Source organism: Marinilabilia salmonicolor JCM 21150 (genome assembly GCF_000259075.1).
GTDB lineage: Bacteria > Bacteroidota > Bacteroidia > Bacteroidales > Marinilabiliaceae > Marinilabilia > Marinilabilia salmonicolor.
On the sequence record NZ_AJKI01000027.1, the window covers coordinates 18,137 to 35,926 of the forward strand.

12 protein-coding genes and 1 tRNA gene are annotated in these 17,790 nt (G+C 43.0%); 4 read left to right on the forward strand and 9 right to left on the reverse strand.

Annotated features, from left to right (window positions below; all coding sequences use genetic code 11):
• Positions 1-26: 26 nt before the first annotated feature.
• The 4 genes from W7W_RS0113195 to W7W_RS0113210 form a co-directional block, all read right to left on the reverse strand.
• The gene (locus W7W_RS0113195) at positions 27-2,657 is read right to left on the reverse strand and encodes a valine--tRNA ligase (RefSeq protein WP_010664202.1); all 2,631 of its coding nucleotides are present in this window, start codon (positions 2,655-2,657) and stop codon (positions 27-29) included.
• A gap of 151 nt (positions 2,658-2,808) precedes the next feature.
• On the reverse strand, positions 2,809-3,099 hold the full coding sequence (locus W7W_RS22225; protein WP_025007190.1) for an RNA recognition motif domain-containing protein: 291 nt from the start codon (positions 3,097-3,099) through the stop codon (positions 2,809-2,811).
• Positions 3,100-3,905: 806 nt separating this feature from the next.
• Positions 3,906-6,539 (reverse strand): DUF5686 and carboxypeptidase regulatory-like domain-containing protein, encoded by a 2,634-nt coding sequence (locus tag W7W_RS0113205; protein WP_010664204.1) that lies wholly within the window; start codon positions 6,537-6,539, stop codon positions 3,906-3,908.
• Positions 6,540-6,954: 415 nt separating this feature from the next.
• On the reverse strand, positions 6,955-7,728 hold the full coding sequence (locus tag W7W_RS0113210) for a DUF481 domain-containing protein (RefSeq protein ID WP_010664205.1): 774 nt from the start codon (positions 7,726-7,728) through the stop codon (positions 6,955-6,957).
• A 183-nt stretch (positions 7,729-7,911) separates the two neighbouring features.
• Between W7W_RS0113210 and W7W_RS0113215 the strand changes: the two genes are divergently transcribed.
• On the forward strand, positions 7,912-9,111 hold the full coding sequence (locus W7W_RS0113215; RefSeq protein WP_010664206.1) for a pyridoxal phosphate-dependent aminotransferase: 1,200 nt from the start codon (positions 7,912-7,914) through the stop codon (positions 9,109-9,111).
• A 39-nt stretch (positions 9,112-9,150) separates the two neighbouring features.
• Here W7W_RS0113215 and W7W_RS0113220 read toward each other — a convergent pair whose 3' ends face one another.
• The 3 genes from W7W_RS0113220 to W7W_RS0113230 all read right to left on the reverse strand — a co-directional run bounded on the left by W7W_RS0113220 (position 9,151) and on the right by W7W_RS0113230 (position 12,651).
• Positions 9,151-9,723, reverse strand: coding sequence for a flavodoxin family protein (locus W7W_RS0113220; protein ID WP_010664207.1), 573 nt, complete (start codon positions 9,721-9,723; stop codon positions 9,151-9,153).
• Positions 9,724-10,200: 477 nt separating this feature from the next.
• Complete coding sequence (locus W7W_RS0113225; RefSeq protein WP_010664208.1) at positions 10,201-11,910, reverse strand: glutamine--tRNA ligase/YqeY domain fusion protein; 1,710 nt, start codon at positions 11,908-11,910, stop codon at positions 10,201-10,203.
• A 237-nt stretch (positions 11,911-12,147) separates the two neighbouring features.
• Positions 12,148-12,651 (reverse strand): hypothetical protein, encoded by a 504-nt coding sequence (locus tag W7W_RS0113230; protein ID WP_010664209.1) that lies wholly within the window; start codon positions 12,649-12,651, stop codon positions 12,148-12,150.
• A 336-nt stretch (positions 12,652-12,987) separates the two neighbouring features.
• Between W7W_RS0113230 and W7W_RS0113235 the strand changes: the two genes are divergently transcribed.
• Positions 12,988-13,290 (forward strand): hypothetical protein, encoded by a 303-nt coding sequence (locus W7W_RS0113235; RefSeq protein ID WP_010664210.1) that lies wholly within the window; start codon positions 12,988-12,990, stop codon positions 13,288-13,290.
• A gap of 67 nt (positions 13,291-13,357) precedes the next feature.
• Here the strand turns inward: W7W_RS0113235 and W7W_RS0113240 are convergent.
• Together W7W_RS0113240 and folB are read right to left on the reverse strand one after the other, a co-directional pair.
• Positions 13,358-13,428: transfer RNA gene (locus W7W_RS0113240), tRNA-Cys, on the reverse strand.
• An 83-nt stretch (positions 13,429-13,511) separates the two neighbouring features.
• Positions 13,512-13,880 carry a dihydroneopterin aldolase gene (folB, locus tag W7W_RS0113245; RefSeq protein WP_010664211.1) on the reverse strand — a complete coding sequence of 123 codons (369 nt, stop codon included), beginning with the start codon at positions 13,878-13,880 and terminating at the stop codon, positions 13,512-13,514.
• Positions 13,881-14,143: 263 nt separating this feature from the next.
• Between folB and W7W_RS0113250 the strand changes: the two genes are divergently transcribed.
• Together W7W_RS0113250 and W7W_RS0113255 are read left to right on the forward strand one after the other, a co-directional pair.
• Positions 14,144-16,213: a putative porin gene (locus tag W7W_RS0113250; protein WP_010664212.1), complete on the forward strand. Its 2,070-nt coding sequence runs from the start codon at positions 14,144-14,146 to the stop codon at positions 16,211-16,213.
• A 122-nt stretch (positions 16,214-16,335) separates the two neighbouring features.
• Entirely contained in the window at positions 16,336-17,763 is a 1,428-nt protein-coding gene (locus W7W_RS0113255) for an MltF family protein (RefSeq protein WP_025007189.1), read from the forward strand.
• Positions 17,764-17,790 lie beyond the last annotated feature (27 nt).

Here is a 17,790-nt window from a genome sequence, read left to right on the forward strand (position 1 = left end):
AAATAATATGTATCGCTGAAATACGATTATCCTTTCAAATTCTTAATACTCTCGGTAAGAACCTGAATCTTAGCCTCAGCATCTGCCAGTTTCTTCTTCTCCATCTCCACCACTTTTTCCGGTGCATTGGCCACGAATTTCTCGTTGCTAAGTTTCTTAGACACTCCGTTAAGGAATCCCTGCATACGCTTCAGTTCCTCTTCCAGTTTGGCTACCTCCTCTTCAGTATCGATCAGCCCTTCGAGCGGAATAAAGTACTCTGATGATTTAACAAGGAATGAAACCGCTCCTGTAAGTTTTTCTTCGGTGGTTTCGATGGATTCCAGATTGGCCATTTTTTTGAAAACCGGATCCAACTGACTAAAATACCCATCCTTACCGGTCAAAACAACCACTTTGAGGGCTTCACGAGGTGATAAATTCTTCTCTTTTCGCAGGTTTCGTATGCCTCCTATTGCCTCTTTAACATATTCAAACTGCTGAAGAAGTGTTTCATCAAATTTCTCCGCTTCCGGCTGCAGGCTAACCATTATACTTTCACCGTCTTTTCTTTCTGCCAGATGATGCCAGATCTCTTCGGTGATGAAAGGCATAAAAGGATGCAGCAAACGTACCAGATCATCAAAGAACTTCAATGTAGCCTCATAGGTTTTTTCATCGATTGGCTGCTGATACCCAGGTTTGATTAGTTCGAGATACCAGGAAGAAAACTCGCCCCAAAAAAGGTGATACACTTCCATCAAAGCATCAGAAATACGATATTTATCGAAATGATCATTAATTTTCCCAATTGATTCCATCAGTTTATTCTGAAACCACTCCACTGCTATAATTGAACTCTCGGGCTGTTCAGCCCCGGCAGCTACCTCCCAGTTTTTCACCAGACGGAAAGCATTCCAGATTTTATTGGCAAAGTTACGCCCCTGCTCAGTGAGACTCTCATCAAAGAGAATATCGTTTCCTGCAGGCGAACACATCAACATGCCCATACGTACCCCATCAGCTCCGTATTTTTTTATAAGTTCCAAAGGCTCGGGTGAATTCCCCAGCGACTTAGACATCTTGCGCCGTTGCTTATCGCGCACAATTCCTGTAAAGTAAACGTTCCTGAACGGGTATATTCCCCGATACTCATACCCGGCCATAATCATACGAGCCACCCAGAAAAAGATAATCTCAGGAGCTGTGACCAAATCATTGGTCGGATAGTAATAATCTATTTCGTTGTTGTCGGGATTGAAACCATCAAATACGGAAATAGGCCACAGCCAGGATGACGCCCAGGTATCCAGCACATCCTCATCCTGCTTCAAATCATCCATCGTAAGATTGGCATTGCCACTCTTATCACGGGCCAGTTGGAGTGCTTCCTCATCTGTTTCTGCCACCACGAAGCTGCCATCCTCTAAATAATAAACAGGAATACGGTGTCCCCACCAAAGCTGACGGGAAATACACCAGTCCTTCACATTCTCCATCCAGTGACGGTAGAGATTCTTGAATTTAGGCGGATGAAAACGAACCTCATCTTCCATCACTGCATTGAGGGCAGGTTTGGCCAGCTCTGACATTTTCAGGAACCACTGTGTACTGAGTTTGGGCTCTATAGCAGCATCAGTGCGCTCAGAGTAACCTACTTTATTGGTATAGTCTTCAATCTTCACCATATTGCCGGCCTTTTCCAGGTCAGCAGCAATTTTTTCCCGCACTTCGAAACGATCTTCCCCCACATAAAGGCCGGCAGCTTCACTCAGTGTACCATCATCATTCAATACATCGATACTTTCCAGATTGTGACGCATCCCGATTTCGTAGTCATTGATATCGTGAGCCGGTGTAATTTTCAAACATCCGGTACCAAATTCCACATCCACATACTCATCTTCAAGTACAGGAATGGCACGATTTACCAAGGGCACAAGCACCTTCTTACCCACCAGATGCTTGAAACGCTCATCATTGGGATTCACACAAACGGCAGTATCGCCCAAAATGGTCTCGGGACGAGTGGTAGCAATAGTTACATACTCATTCTCCTCTCCTTCCACCTGATAACGGATATAGTATAGCTTCGACTGCACCTCACGGTAGATAACCTCCTCATCGGACAGGGCTGTTTTGGCAGCCGGATCCCAGTTCACCATACGGATGCCCCGGTAGATGTATCCTTTTTTATAGAGATCAACGAATACCTTAATTACTCCTTCGCTACGGACCTCATCCATCGTAAAACAGGTGCGATCCCAATCGCAGGAAGCACCCAGTTTCTTGAGTTGCTCCAGAATGATACCACCATGTTTATCGGTCCAATCCCAGGCATGCTTAAGGAATTCATCGCGTGACAGTGAATATTTGGAGATGCCCTCCTGCTGTAGCTTGTTCACCACCTTAGCCTCAGTAGCAATAGAAGCGTGATCGGTACCCGGAACCCAGCAAGCATTTTTGCCCTGCATACGCGCACGGCGCACCAGGATGTCCTGAATGGTATTGTTGAGCATATGCCCCATGTGCAACACGCCGGTTACGTTCGGTGGCGGAATCACCATAGTGTAGGGTTCGCGCTCGTCGGGAACAGACTTAAAAAACTCCTGTTCCATCCAGTAACTGTACCATTTGCCTTCCGTGTCGGCGGGACTGTACTTGCTTGCTATTTCCATAATACTATAAATCTTTGCTCTGTTGTTCAATACAAACTGCAAAAATAACAAAAAGTCGCTGACCTATAGGTATAGAATGGAAATGTTGTTAAATAATTGGGTGGAGAACCTCATAAAAAAAGACTGCCCATCAGACAGCCTTTACATTTCTTTACCGCGACTGGCGGAACTGACGTCCGCCACCCCGGCCGGCGGCCTCTTCACGTGGGCGGGCTTTTTTAACCACAATATGGCTACCGTCAAACTCCTTGTCATCCAAATTTTCAATGGCAGCATTGGCAGCACTGTCATCGGGCATTTCAACAAAACCAAAACGTTTTGAATAACCGGTTTCACGATCCATAATCACCTTGGCGGAGGTAACTTCTCCAAATTCGCCAAACATTTGCTCAAGATCTTCGCTTTTGGTCCGCGAGCTGAGCTTTGCAACAAAAATGTTCATAATAAAAAAGAAATAATTAATAAATAGTGTCTGTCCAAAAAGTCGCACTTGCTGCGTTATGCTAGCAACTGGCATTGGCATTTTCTGACCAAACACATGGCTAAAAACAAGCTTTGTTTAATTTATAGACAAACTATAAATAAGGATACCCAAAAACAGCCCCGAAAGTCAAGTGCTTCAATATTTTAAATCTGACTAAAATGCAAGGTAAAACAATTTTGATCCAAATGCACGAAAAAATTAAGACATAAAAAAACCATGCCTACAAATTGCAATCATGGTTTTTTTAACCCGGTCTATTGACTTCGTCGAACATCGTTTCATAAGTTTTCGTCATGAGATGTTCAAATACCAATAAATACGGGCAACCGCAAAGAAAATTAATGAAGGGATTAATCAATTATTTTCAAGTCAATTTTCTGGAGGACTCCTGTATTAAGCCAGTAGTTGACGATTGTAATAGATAATTTATGAATAGTTCAGTCCTCCCAAAAGCGAGGCTTTTTCCTTTTAGGGGAATAAATATTGCCCCTTGTGCCATGGATGACATGCTTTTGTAACAAGCAAAAAATCAGCAAATTAACAACTGATTCTCTTTCGGGGTCCTGATCCATTTGCACGGTTTGCCCCGGGTTGTTCACCCGGGGCTACTCAAATTGGCCCCATTCGGGGACGGGGCCAATTCTGTCATATCCCCATTTTCCCAAAGCTTTTTTTGGAGTAGTCACTCGCAATGACACCGTTCTTCACGGTATTTAATTATCTGCCTAACCAAATCAAACCAATCCTAAGATTAACTCCGAAAATCAAAATTCCAGCACAGCACTTACACCCCAATGCTCGTATTTCCCGTCTTCAAAACCCGCAAAAACGCCAACACTTCCCATGAATAGTATCTGATCTATAGAGTAGCCTACCTGGGTGTAGTTACGAAGTAGTGGTGTATGAAGATAATCGAAATGCAAAGACTCCTGCCACAAACGATTACTCAACAAAGGCAATCGCTTCAGTAACAAATAAGGAGAAGTATATTTCAAATGTCCCTGTAAATACCATTCATTGGTTGATGCCTCATAATCATCGAGTAAACGAAAAGCCGGACTTCCGATAATTCTGACAGGAGCTGTAGAAGTATTAAAATGTTTGAAATGCGATAAATGCATAGATTCGTTGTGCGCAAACCATCCTCCTTTGGCCGACCATGATAAAACGGGGAAAAAACCGGTTTCTTTCTCCTGCTCTACTCCTCCTTCAAAAAACAAGTAATCGGCAGAACTGTCAAACGCCGGAATTCCCTGTTTAACTGAAACCGAAAATGTAGGATAGTTTGAATGCGACATTATTTTTTGTCCTTTATAGATGCGGTAAAAATAACGCGGTGTATATGTCAGGGTCGTCCCCCACGAAAAACTCTCCTGTGGTTCCAGGTGCCCAAAAAGCAATGTTGAATTTTCAGGGATATTTGAATGATAATCTTTATCCCGATAAAAAAAGGAATAATTACTGTTATTGAGTCTCGGAACGATCCATTCATAAGCCGCAGAAACATTCCAACGTAATCCGTTCGCCAGATCCAGTGCATTGTAAACATCCACAAAACGACGTCCGAAATATCGCTTATAGTTCTCTTTAAAAGCTAAGGATGCCACCATGTCGACCCATGAATTTACAGCAAAGTCAGAAGACTTAAAATCTGACGTTTCATCGCCGGCTCCCACATTTATTTGTCCGCGCAGCATCGGAGCATACGTCTGCTTTGCCCTGACCTTCCACATCAATGCCTCTCTCGAGAATGCATAACCCAACTCAGGAGAAAGCTCCATACGATTTACAGAATCCTGTTTCCAGACAATTCCCAGTAATTGTTTATAGTTCCAACCATCCACCGGGTTGAAATTCACATTTCTCAACCCGATAAGTCCGTTGTAATTGACCATCACAGATGAATCAGCAAAAAAGAAACGTCTTCCGAATGTTGCAAAACCGGCCGCCTTATCCATCCATCCTTCCCGGTCATTGGAAGCACTGTCTTTCTCTGCGGCATGCACTGCAGCCAGACTGTCACCAAGGGCATAACTCTCCTGCTCCAGCGGAGTCAGTGGTATAGGACGCCTGTTTTCCCAAAAAGCAGAATCCTGCTTTAAGGAATCCTTCTTAACCGTCATATTATAAGTACTGATCAGTTCCAGCTCTTTAGGATGACTGTCTTCCTCTTTTTCGGAAGTTTTTTCCATCAAACGAGCCAGCTGCATCATTTCCCGGTTACTTAGATCTTCCTTTGCCAGCAATGCTTCCAGTTTCTTTTCTTCTTTTGATTGTTCCTTATCCTCAGCGACATTTTCGTCTTCATTAACCGGGACAGAATGTTCATTTTCTGAAAGCAATATATCAGGAGTTGTGAGCTCTTCATTCAATTCCACCTCTTTATATTTTACCGATCCCGAATAATCGACCACAGCTTTAACCCCCATCATGGAAACATCCAAATCAAACTGGTGGGTAACAGGCAGCCAGGCACCCTCTTTCACCGGTTGAAAAACCTGCTTTACACCAATATCACCAAAAAACATTTCGGCCTCCACATCCAGAGAATGAATGTTCCATAAATCCTGAACAATATAGATATATCCGTTCACCAACTGCTGGCTTTTACGACGGGGAGTGACCTTAATCTTATTTACCTCCACATCGCCATCTTCAAAATATCCTTCGTACCGGAATTTATAATGCCGCATGGCCTGAGGAGCTAAAGGTGAAATAACCATCCCGTTATCAGGTTCATAAAAACTACTATTGATAAAACCCAGTGCCGTGGCCTCATCTCCTGCAGGGAAAGAACTGCGTGAGGCAAGTACATTATGTTGAAAAGTATCAGGAGCAATAAAGGTAATTTCATTCATGGACTCCATGGTATAGGTTCTTCCCTCCTCCAACGGAGCTTCCACGTCGTTCACACTAATGGTAAGGTTGTTTTTCAGAAGTCGCGGAATGTTATCCATTCTGAAAGACCCCTTGAGGTAAACATCGGCCAGATAACGATTCGTCTGACGCAAATAATAGGGAGCCATCCCAATAGCCTTTCGCATAATGGCATAAGCAGGATCTTCACCCGACGGATTGACAACCACCTCACGAAGCTGAATACTTTGCGGCTCCAGGGTTATATCCAGGTCAAGCCACGTTTTCCGAATGGTAAGATGAAATGTTCTGGTACGAAAACCAAGAGATTGAAAGACCAGGTCATATTCTCCGGGAGCAAGGGAAATCTCATATTTCCCATCACTGTTAGAGGCGGTTCCGGTTCTTTCTGAAGGCAAATAAATACCGGCCATTGGCACAGGATCTCCATTTTCATCAACGATGGTTCCACGAACGCCCTGGCCAGAGGCAATAACGGGCAAGGCAATAAAAAGAGACAGGGCAAAAAAAAGGTTTTTCATAATTTCAGGGTTAGAATGAAACAAGTGATTATTCGATTACTTAACAAAATTTGTTCCAAATTTTAATAGCTGGGGAGAAGTGAGGTATGAGGTGTGAGGGGCAAGAACCGGTCTTATGCACAAGATAGTGTCTGTCCATAAAGTCCCGTTTACTGCGTTACGCCATTAGCGGAAATTGCTCATTTACTCAAGTAAACTCCGCATTTCCGCTAATGGCAAGCCTTGTAAACGGAACCATCTGAACAGACACAGCGAACTTGAGAAACTTTGCTTAGTTTATAGCTGTTTCTGGTCAGAAAGTGCCAATTGCGAGGCTTGCGAAGCCGCCAAAAACGGAGTTTACTATTCGTAAATGAGTATTTTGGCGGCAAGCGTAACGACGCAAGTGGTACTTTCTGGACAGAAACCAGGTAGGTTAAAAGCGCCACTGGAATGAGTTGCTTACGGTATAAAACAACTTATCCAACTCAGGAGGCGCCATATTATCGTATTCCAGTTTCACAAAAAGTCCGAAATTAAATCTCTGCGAGATACGCACATTAAAACGGGTTTCGCTCCAGACCCTGAAGTCGGCCGGATCCGAATAATCGGGTTCATAATAAGTGCTATGGCTTAGGCTGGATGCTTCGCTCATTTTCCAGTCGAAACTTCCCATAGAACTAAACTTCACCAGGCTTTTTCGACGTTCGTAATCCGCATGCTCATACAGCTCATTGAGGTAAATGGTATATCCTACCAGAAAGAATGAAAACCTCTCCCCATCAGCGATGTTAAACCTGGGACCACCCCCCAGGATGTAACGATGCTTCAGGCTTTTTACTCTGTTGTATTGATATTGCAGGAATCCTTCAGCAATAATTATTTTCTCAGGCACCCAGTAGTTGTATTTCAGCATCAGTCCTCCGTTGTTCAGGTTGCGTTCATCCCCAACCTGGTTGAAGCTGATGTCGGACGAAAAAAGGTAGGTATTCAAATCATCATTGTACTGAAGTTTAACCCTGGAGTTAAGTTGCTTTTGATTAGAAGTGGTATGAATAAAATTAAATCCCAGATTAAATTCTCCCTGTAAACCTTTATCCGGATTACGCGTTCTTCTTTTATCAATATTGACAATCTGTGCCTCGGAGACATTTATCCAAGCCGAAAGCCATACAAATAGAAGCAGCAAAACAAATCGTGACACACCCATATTCAATTCTGTTTGGAGGCAAATTTATTTATTTTCCGCTGATTTTTTCGAAGATCTGAGCAAGTAAGCCCCAAAAAGTTGATTTTATCCCAAAACCCCAAAATTTCTTAAAAATATGCAAAGTGTCATTATCTTTGTCGGCTTTCGACCCTAACTTTGTAATAAACCATAAACACAGAACCAATGCCAAACATCTCAAATCGTGGCGGGCAAATGCCTGCCTCCCCCATTCGCAAATTGGTTCCCTTTGCTGAACAGGCCAAAGAGAGAGGAACGAATGTGATTCATCTGAACATTGGACAACCTGACATATTTACCCCACAGGTGGCACTTGATGCCGTCCGTAACCTTACCGACAAAGTGATTGAATACAGCCACTCTGCCGGCAACGAAACTTACCGTAAGAAACTTGCAAAATATTACCAGTCCATTGGTATTGATGTGGATTACACTGAGATTCTCATCACCACGGGCGGCTCCGAAGCAATTACCTTTGCATTCCTGAGTTGTCTGAATCCGGGGGATGAAGTAATCATCCCGGAACCATTTTATGCCAATTACAACGGTTTTGCAATTACTTCAGGAATAAAAATCATACCGGTAACCTCCACCATCGAAAACAATTTTGCACTGCCTCCTATCAAGGATCTGGAAGCGCTGATTACCCCAAAAACCAAAGGTATTGTTATTTGCAATCCCAACAACCCCACAGGGTATTTGTACTCGGACAGTGAATTGGAAGAATTACGCGAACTGGTTCTGAAACACGACCTCTTCTTTTTCTCCGACGAAGTTTACCGCGAGTTTTGTTATGATGAACATAAGCACAAATCGGTGTTGCACCTGAAAGGGCTGGAAGAAAATGCCGTAATGTTCGATTCTGTATCCAAACGTTTCAGCGAATGTGGTGTTCGCATTGGCGCACTGGTATCAAAAAACAAAGAACTCATCAGCGCCGCCCTCAAATTCGGTCAGGCACGTCTGAGTCCTCCCGGATTGGGACAGATCGTAGGTGAAGCTTCTCTGGACACACCCGAGCAATATTTCATTGATGTATATGAAGAATACATCCAACGGCGCAACTACCTGGTAGAAGAGCTCAATAAAATCCCCGGAGTCATTTGTCCGGAACCCAAAGGAGCTTTCTATACAATGGTGAGGCTTCCTGTCAAAGACTCTGAAGATTTCTGCAAGTGGATTCTGAGCGAATTTGAATATGAAGGCCATACCGTAATGATGGCTCCCGGTACAGGATTCTACAGCACTCCGGGGTACGGATCCAACGAGGTTAGGATTGCTTACGTACTGGAGCAAAAAGAGCTGGAGAAAGCCATTCAGGTTTTGAAAAAAGCACTTGAAGTTTATCCGGGTAGTATTTTATAATGATAAAAAGTGGTGAGTCCGGTGACTCACCACTTTTTATCAATTTATTTTCTTCAACAGCCATGCCATATTCGTACCCAGCGTATGCATGGTACTCAGTGCTTCCTCATCCTTCAGTACATCACCTTTTTCCTTGCCGTATCCCACATTCCAGTAAGACGAACCGGGAATAATCATCTCAGTAATCAGAAAAAAACGGTTGATGCTGTCGAAAGCCGTCATTGCACCGGCTCTGCGGGCAACTGCAACTCCTGCCCCCACCTTACGCTTAAGCGGGTTCCCGGCCCCGCGAAGCGCATAACCAGAAACATCAATCAGCGCTTTCAACTCAGGGGTGATGTCGGAAAAATAGACCGGAGAGCCAAGGATTATTCCATCTGCCTCCTCCATTTTCTTCATACATTCATTGAGAACCGGATTTTTAATATGACATTGTCCGTCTTTCTCTTTGCGGCATTTTCCACAGGCAGTACAGCCATAAACCTCTTTACCCCCGACGTGCATTATTTCAGTTTCAATTCCATCAGCTTCCAGAACCTTAAAAACCTCCCTGATCAACAATTCTGTATTTCCACCTTTGCGGGGACTTCCATTAATTGCAAGAACTTTCATATAATAGATTGTTAGCTTTTAGTGTCTTACTTCTAATATTCGTATTTTTCCTGACAAAATATTTCTAAAATGGCTACGCCATTTTTTTGAGCGTCCACGAAACGACCGCAGGGAGTTCGATAACACCTTGAAATAATAATATTGACGTTGTCAATTTCACGAATTATACGAATTTGAGTCGCACTTGAAGTGCGACATAAAACGGCTTCGCCGTTTAATAAAAGCTGTAAAACAGCTTTTAATTCGTGAAATTCGTAGAATTCGTGGACAAAAAAAAGAAATTGCGAAGCAATTAACTTATCCAGCTAATTCTCATTTGATATTTTTACTTGCCTGGTTCTGGCAATGCCAGGTTAGGAGTTAGAATTCAGAGAAATCACATCGTGCTGTAAATCAATTTCTTGCAACACCCAGCGACACTCCTAAATTTGATATTTAGCACATTTACAACAACTAAAAGAATAATTATTCTGTCAATCACTTATTCATTTTGGCCCAGGTATCACGCAGGGGCACAGTACGGTTAAACACCAATTGATCGGGAGTAGAATCAGGATCCACACAGAAATAGCCTAACCGCTGAAACTGAAATGCATCCAATGTCTTTGCCTCTTTTAATGAAGGCTCCACACGACATTTTTTCAAAACAGTCAGAGAATCGGGATTCAGGAATTCTTTGAAATCCTTGTCTTTATGTCCTGCAGGATCCTCATCCATAAACAGTCGGTCGTATTGCCGCACCTCTGCAGGCAAACTATGTGAAACACTTACCCAATGCAGGGTTCCCTTCACCTTTTTACCACTGGTATCATTTCCACTCCGGGTTTGCGGATCGTAGGAACAATAGATTTCTTCAATCTCTCCCTGTTCATTCTTTTTGAAGTCTTCACACTTCACTATATATCCGTTTTTCAGACGCACTTCACGACCGGGTCCTAATCGGAAAAACTTCTTGGGAGGCTCTTCCATAAAGTCATTCCGCTCTATATAAAGCTCCCTGGTAAAAGGAATCGTGCGACTACCACCATTCTCATCCTCCGGATTATTAATCGCTTCCATCCATTCCACCTGATCTTCGGGATAATTGGTCAGAATCAGTTTCACCGGATCAATAACAGCATTCACGCGGGGAGCTTTTTTATTCAAATCCTCACGGACACAATGCTCCAGTAAAGCCACATCAATGATATTGTCACGACGCGCCACGCCCACTCTGTCAGCAAACACACGAATGGATTCCGCGGTATAGCCGCGACGACGCAATCCGGAAATGGTTGGCATCCGTGGATCATCCCATCCGTTTACAATACCTTTCTGTACCAATTCCAGCAGACGACGTTTACTCATTACCGTGTAGTTCAGATTCAAACGGGCAAACTCAATCTGTCGGGGACGGCGCTCCGGAGCAGGCTCTCCTTCCAGAATTTGATCCAAAAACCAGTTGTATAGCGGCCGGTGCACCTCAAATTCCAATGTACATATTGAGTGTGTAATACCTTCGATAAAATCACTTTGACCATGCGTAAAGTCATACATTGGATAAACACACCATTTATCACCTGTACGGTGATGACTTTTATGAATGATGCGATACATAATAGGATCGCGCATATGCATATTTGAGGAAGCCATGTCAATTTTGGCCCGCAACACTCTTTCGCCCTCCTTAAATTCGCCCCCTTTCATGCGCATAAAAAGATCCAGGTTCTCTTCCACGCTGCGGTTTCTAAACTGACTTTCAACTCCGGGTTGTGTTGGCGTTCCTTTTTGAGCAGCAATTTCATCAGCACTCTGATCATCCACATACGCTTTCCCCGCCTTAATCAGTTTTACGGCCCATTCAAAAATCTGATCGAAATAATCAGAAGCATAATGTTCATCACCCACCCAGTCAAAACCAAGCCAATTCACATCCTTTTTGATGGAATCCACGTATTCCACCTCTTCCTTTGCCGGATTGGTGTCATCAAACCGAAGATTACATCCACCCCCATAATTCGCGGCCAGTCCAAAATTAAGACATATTGACTTTGCATGGCCAATATGCAGGTATCCGTTCGGCTCAGGTGGAAAACGCGTTAACACCGCACCTCCGTTCTTCCCTTCCTGCAGGTCTTTATCTATTTCCTGATGAATAAAATTGCCTTTACCGGCTGATGGCATTCCGCCTTCGGTAGTATTGCTCATAATTATCCGTATTATTTTCTACTGATTTCTTTGGGCTTTGAGCCTCTAATCTTCAATTTCGGATTTTGCTTTATCAAATCATAAATCCGTCAGTGGTTGGCAAAAATAATGCTTTTTGGTCGGTATTAAAACAAGTCAGAAAATAAAAAAGGGATGCACACATCAGGTTTTCATACCTTAACTGTGCATCCCCTCAAAATTCACCAAAATTCAAACAATAAAAAAGCTAATCGTTTTTTAATTGGCCGAAATATTCTGAATGTTTTTAAGCAATCCCGGATAATAGCAGGCAATAAGTCCCAGTGCCTTTTCTACTGATACCTGGCTGTTAACAATCTTTTCCTGACGGCTCAGCGCTTCCTGCGACAGAAACATATTATTGGTTTGTTCGGGAAGCATTCTGAAATCGCTGTTGGTGATGGTAGTAGCTCCAAAACCTGATTTTTTACATACATACTGAACTTCCATTACGTTGCTTCGAACTATAAAATCGTTGCATCGCTTACGCTCATTTAAGAATACAATAATCGGGGCATTTCCATTCTCATACTCAATCTGGAATTTGCGGACAGTTTCATTTCCGATGGTTTCAGATTCAAGTTCCGTAATCTGATAATTACCCAATTCAGTCAGTGAGTTTCCCGACAATACAGACACAGCATCTCCGGCAGCCACCGCTGAAGAACCGGACAAAATCATAACAAAGAAAAGCAAGCCTGCGACAAAATTTACTCGTTTCATAACTATCTGTTTTTAGATGTTTGTTTTTATATTTTGCACAGGAGATTCCAAAGCATGTGCCAACAATTACAATTAATTGACCTTGAGCAATTTGAATATTAGCAAGCCATTTGAATTTTGTCCACTTCCGAATACTTGATGTTCGGTAACGAACAGTTGACATCTTCTTCCCGGACACAAACAATCATTCATCCTCAAAATATTGGTTTTTATCCTAAAAACAACCCCACCCATCACAAGAAGTCTCTGTTTCCAGATATTTATTTCTCCAAATAAATCTGAACTTTACATCCGACATTAAAACCCTTATCTTATACCTTCAAAAAAAATGGAACCATGAAATACTTTAAATATCTACCGGTGGATCCGGATTTCTACGAAATACTTGAAACAATTGTCAGAGAGAAGAAGGAACAAAATGTATTCTATTTTCTTCCGGACAACACATTAGGACAGGCGAAAGGAGAATACCACGGCATAGATAAGAGCAGTGATGGTGAATTTATGATACTCAGTGACGGTGATTATGTAAGACTCGATCGCATCATCACGATCAATGGGAAACCAGGCCCTGCATTTGATGAATACGACAACTATGCCAATGAATGTTTATCCTGCAAGGCGGGGTATGAGGAGTAGAAAATCACATCTTCTAACAAAAAAAGCCCCTCTGTGATATTGTAAATCACAAAGGGGCTTTTAGTTGAGGTCGGTGGCGGATTCGAACCGCCGTACGCGGTTTTGCAGACCGCTGCCTAGCCACTCGGCCAACCGACCATTGTGTTGGTCAAAAATGCGGTTGCAAAAGTAAGGATTTTTTCTGTTCAACCCAACAAAATGTTGTTATTTTTATTTTATAGCTAACGCTCCATCGTAACACTCACATTTCTCATCTGACCGCCCATGGGAGGATTCATCTTAGAAATCTTCACCCTCAGCCATTCAATTTCAGGAAAATGCCGATAGAGAGAATCCATTACACGAGCCGTAACATGTTCCAGCAAATTGGAGGTTTGTTGTATCTCGGTTCGCACCAGATTGTAAACCTGAACGTAATTAAGTGCATCGTTAATGTTATCGGTCTGCATCGGTCGGGACATATCGGTGCGGATGGAAATATTCACTAAAAACCTGTTTCCCACCACATTCTCTTCTCTGAAGCAGCCGTGATAGGCATAAAACTCCATCTCTTCAAGCTCTATAATCCCTGTTTTTATCATTGAATCCATAATAAATCATTTTGAGGCACAAAAGTAAAAATAAAAAACCAATCAACCCCGTATTAAAGGTATCTCATTCATTCCTAAAGAGAAATGAATCAGGTAACCGGAAAATTTGCCCCATCCGCACCGTGCATTTATCTTCGGCAGGAAGTTTGTTGTATTGCATCGGCCCTCAAAGAGGGAAACCGGGAGACTTTGTGCCAAAATATGACCACTTGTTCAGGAAACAGGCTTTCTCACATTCTATTTTTCAATATCTTTGCGTCGCAATGAAGAAATTAATCATCATACATATTGTGTTTTTTGCATTGGGAACTATGGCATTTGCCCAGTTTATCCCCAGTGGCAATAACCAGTCAGGAGGAAGAGGATTTCCCACCATGCAACAGGGAGGCTTTCAAAACGGACAAAACCAGGACCAAAACAATGAACAGGAAGAAGGAAGTCAGCAACCCACTGTGCCAAGCGAAGTGAAGAACTGGCGGTTGGTGGATGATTTCAGCCTTTCCGACACTGTCGTTGTGGACACTGTGTCCACCGGATTTCAGATATACAATCCGATTCATCAGCGCTCCATTGCAAACGTATTTACCGGAAACCTGGGAGCCCCGGCTCAATCAATTATAATTGAAGAAATGCCGGTTCACAACAGTTTCCTTTTTTCACGAAATCTAAATTACTGGCTTACCTCTCCCAAGGATTGGAAATATTATAACACACGAACTCCGTACACCAATTTATATTATCAGCATAGTGGCCCTAAGCGACGAAGCGAAGAGAATGTGGGAGTGCTATTTACACAAAACATCAATAAAAATGTCAATGTAGGATTCAATTATAAATTGATTTCATCAGTTGGAAAATACGACGGACAGCAGGTGGACAACCGCCTCTTCAGACTCTTTTCGTCTTATTCGGGCAGAAGATACGAGGTTCATGGATCATTTTTTTACGGAAAAACAGACCAATTAAACAACGGTGGAATCATTGACGACAATAACATCCTAAATCCGGAAGATAACCAATACGACGGGCCGGAATACATCCCGGTACATTTCACCAATGCATCCACACGCATCGACAACTACAAACTTTTCATCAATCAAAAGCTTAAAATCGGTAATGTTTCCATTGCAGTGAACGACTCGGTGAAAGAAACAACACCACTGGCCACTGCCAGTCACACTTTTGAGATGGATCGTTACCGACGGGCATACAAGATAGATGATTTATCCGGGGTATTTCCGGAAGACGAATCCCTTTGGTTTTACAACCAAATCAACAACGATCCTACGCAAACAAAGGACACCACTTACCAGACGACTTACCGCAATACCATTCAACTGAAATTTAATGAAGAGGCCAACCCTTTTCTACAGTTTGGAATGCGGGTATATCTGATGAATGAAGTTGAGCGAAATCGCTGGCCGGCATCAACAGTCGCGATAGAGGATACCGCCGGCAACCCCACCGGAGAATTCATCTATCACAAAAGAAAAGAACAACGAACCGCCACGGCTTTCGGTGGTCAGTTATTCAAAAACCGTGGTAAAAATTTCTTTTACGATGCCGGAATGAGGATATGGTTCCAGGGGCACAAAGCAGGCGACAGTGAATTAACAGGAGGCTTCAACACCAGGTTCAGGGTTGCCAAAGATACTGCAGGATTTTTTGCGCGCGGTGGCATTTTCCTTACCTCCCCGGACTTTTTCACAGAAAAATATTATTCCAATCACATCTCATGGGATAAACGTTTCGATCCTGAACAAACAGTCAAAATTCACGGCGGAATTAATATCCCCACCCGACGGCTGCAACTCACCGGAGAGATTAGGCTCTTAAATGATCACATTTACTGGAACGAAGAAGCGCTTCCGGAACAGACCAGCGAATTTCTGCAACTGATTCAAATAAAACTAAAAAAGCATTTTCAGCTTTGGAACCTGCACAGCCGAAATGAAGTAGTTTATCAGCTCACCAGCCATGACCGCATTATTCCGGTACCTGAATTATCTGTATTCAGCTCCAACTATTTTGAGAATACGTTGTTTCAGGTATTGTTTTTCCAGTTAGGGTTTGATGTAAGATACCACACGGCTTATTACTCACCTGACTTCATGCCGGCTACCGGACAATTCCACATACAGCGGGAAAGAAAAACCGGAAACTATCCGGTGGTAGATCCATTTGTCAATTTCCATCTCAAAAGAGCAAACATCTTCGTCAAATATGATCACGTAAATCAGGGACTGATGAGCAATGATTATTTCCATACCATCGGATATCCCGTCAACCCCGGAGGTTTGAGGTTTGGTGTTTCGTGGAATTTTTATGACTAACCGGCCATTCGCTTTTGTCTGCATGTCAACATTTTGGTATCTTTGCCCATCTTATAGATCTCCCTCCATCACCTCGTGAAGCTCCGTTGTCTATGGAAAGGGTTGATCTGAAATGCAACTTTATGGGAAAGATTTTTACGGTAATTTTAACAAGTCTGGCCATTCTGCTTCCGTCATGTTTTCAGAAAAAAGAGAACCATGCTCCGGACAACATCATTGAACTCTCGGAAAGAGACCTGAATGAAATTAAAGAAGAGGGTGTGGTTAGCGTCGTTACCAACTACAACTCCACCAACTATTTTGTTTACAAAGGGACACCTATGGGTTATCAGCTGGAATTACTGCAGGAATTCAGCAACTACATGGGATTAAAACTGGATGTGACCATCAACAACGATCTCTCCACCAACTACCGGAGTTTAAAAACGGGAGACATCGACATTATCGCCAGCAACCTGGCAGCCACGCTTGAAAAAAACGATGGCATCCGATTCAGCGAACCTCACAGTTTCAGTCGGCAAATTCTGGTCCAACAGCGTTACAAACCTGACAATGGCAACAGCGGCGACAGAGAGTACAACAAACTCATTCGAAACCAGTTAAACCTTGCCGGAGAAACCATCTACGTCCAAAAAGAATCAGCGTACGCCAAACGTTTGCGAAATCTGGCACAGGAAATTGGTGACAGCATCAATATCGTGGAGATTGCTGATTATGAAGTGGAACAACTCATAGGGCTGGTAGCCAGCGGAGAGATAAAATATACGGTATGCGATGAGAATCTGGCTCGTGTCAACCTGAACTATTATCCCAATCTGGATGTGGAAACAGCTATCAGTTTCCCACAAAAGCTGTCATGGGCTGTTCGGTCAACCTCTCCCGATTTGTTAAATGTCATCGACAACTGGCTTATCAGTTTCAAAAAAACAGCCCGATACAATCAGATCTATCAGAAATATTACCTCAACAAACGCTCCGTACACCTGGTGGATGAAGGATTTCATTCCATCAAGGGAGGTCAGGTATCCGATTTTGATGAGATGATAAAAGAGGAGAGCAATAAATTCAACTGGGATTGGCGTCTCATTGCCTCCTTAATTTATCAGGAGTCGCGTTTCTTCCCTAAAGTGGAAAGCTGGGCCGGAGCGCAGGGACTTATGCAACTTATGCCAGGAACCGCCGATCGCTTTGGGGTAGTGAATCCTGAAAACCCACGTCAAAATATCCGTGGCGGTGTGGAATTTCTCAAATGGCTTGATGAACGACTGGAATCAAGAGTTACTGATCCTGAAGAGCGGATTAAGTTTGTACTGGCATCCTACAATGTGGGGCTCGGCCATGTACTGGATGCCATGAATCTGGCGGAAAAATACGGAAAAGATCCCCTGGTATGGGAAAACAATGTGGATTACTATCTGCTGCACAAATCAGAGCCCAAATTCTTTAATGATCCAGTGGTGAAATTCGGTTACTGCCGGGGAGAGGAGCCCTACCACTATGTTACGGAAATACTGGAAAGGTATGAGCATTACAAGAATGTGATGGAATAGTTAGTGTCTGTCCATAAAGTACCATTT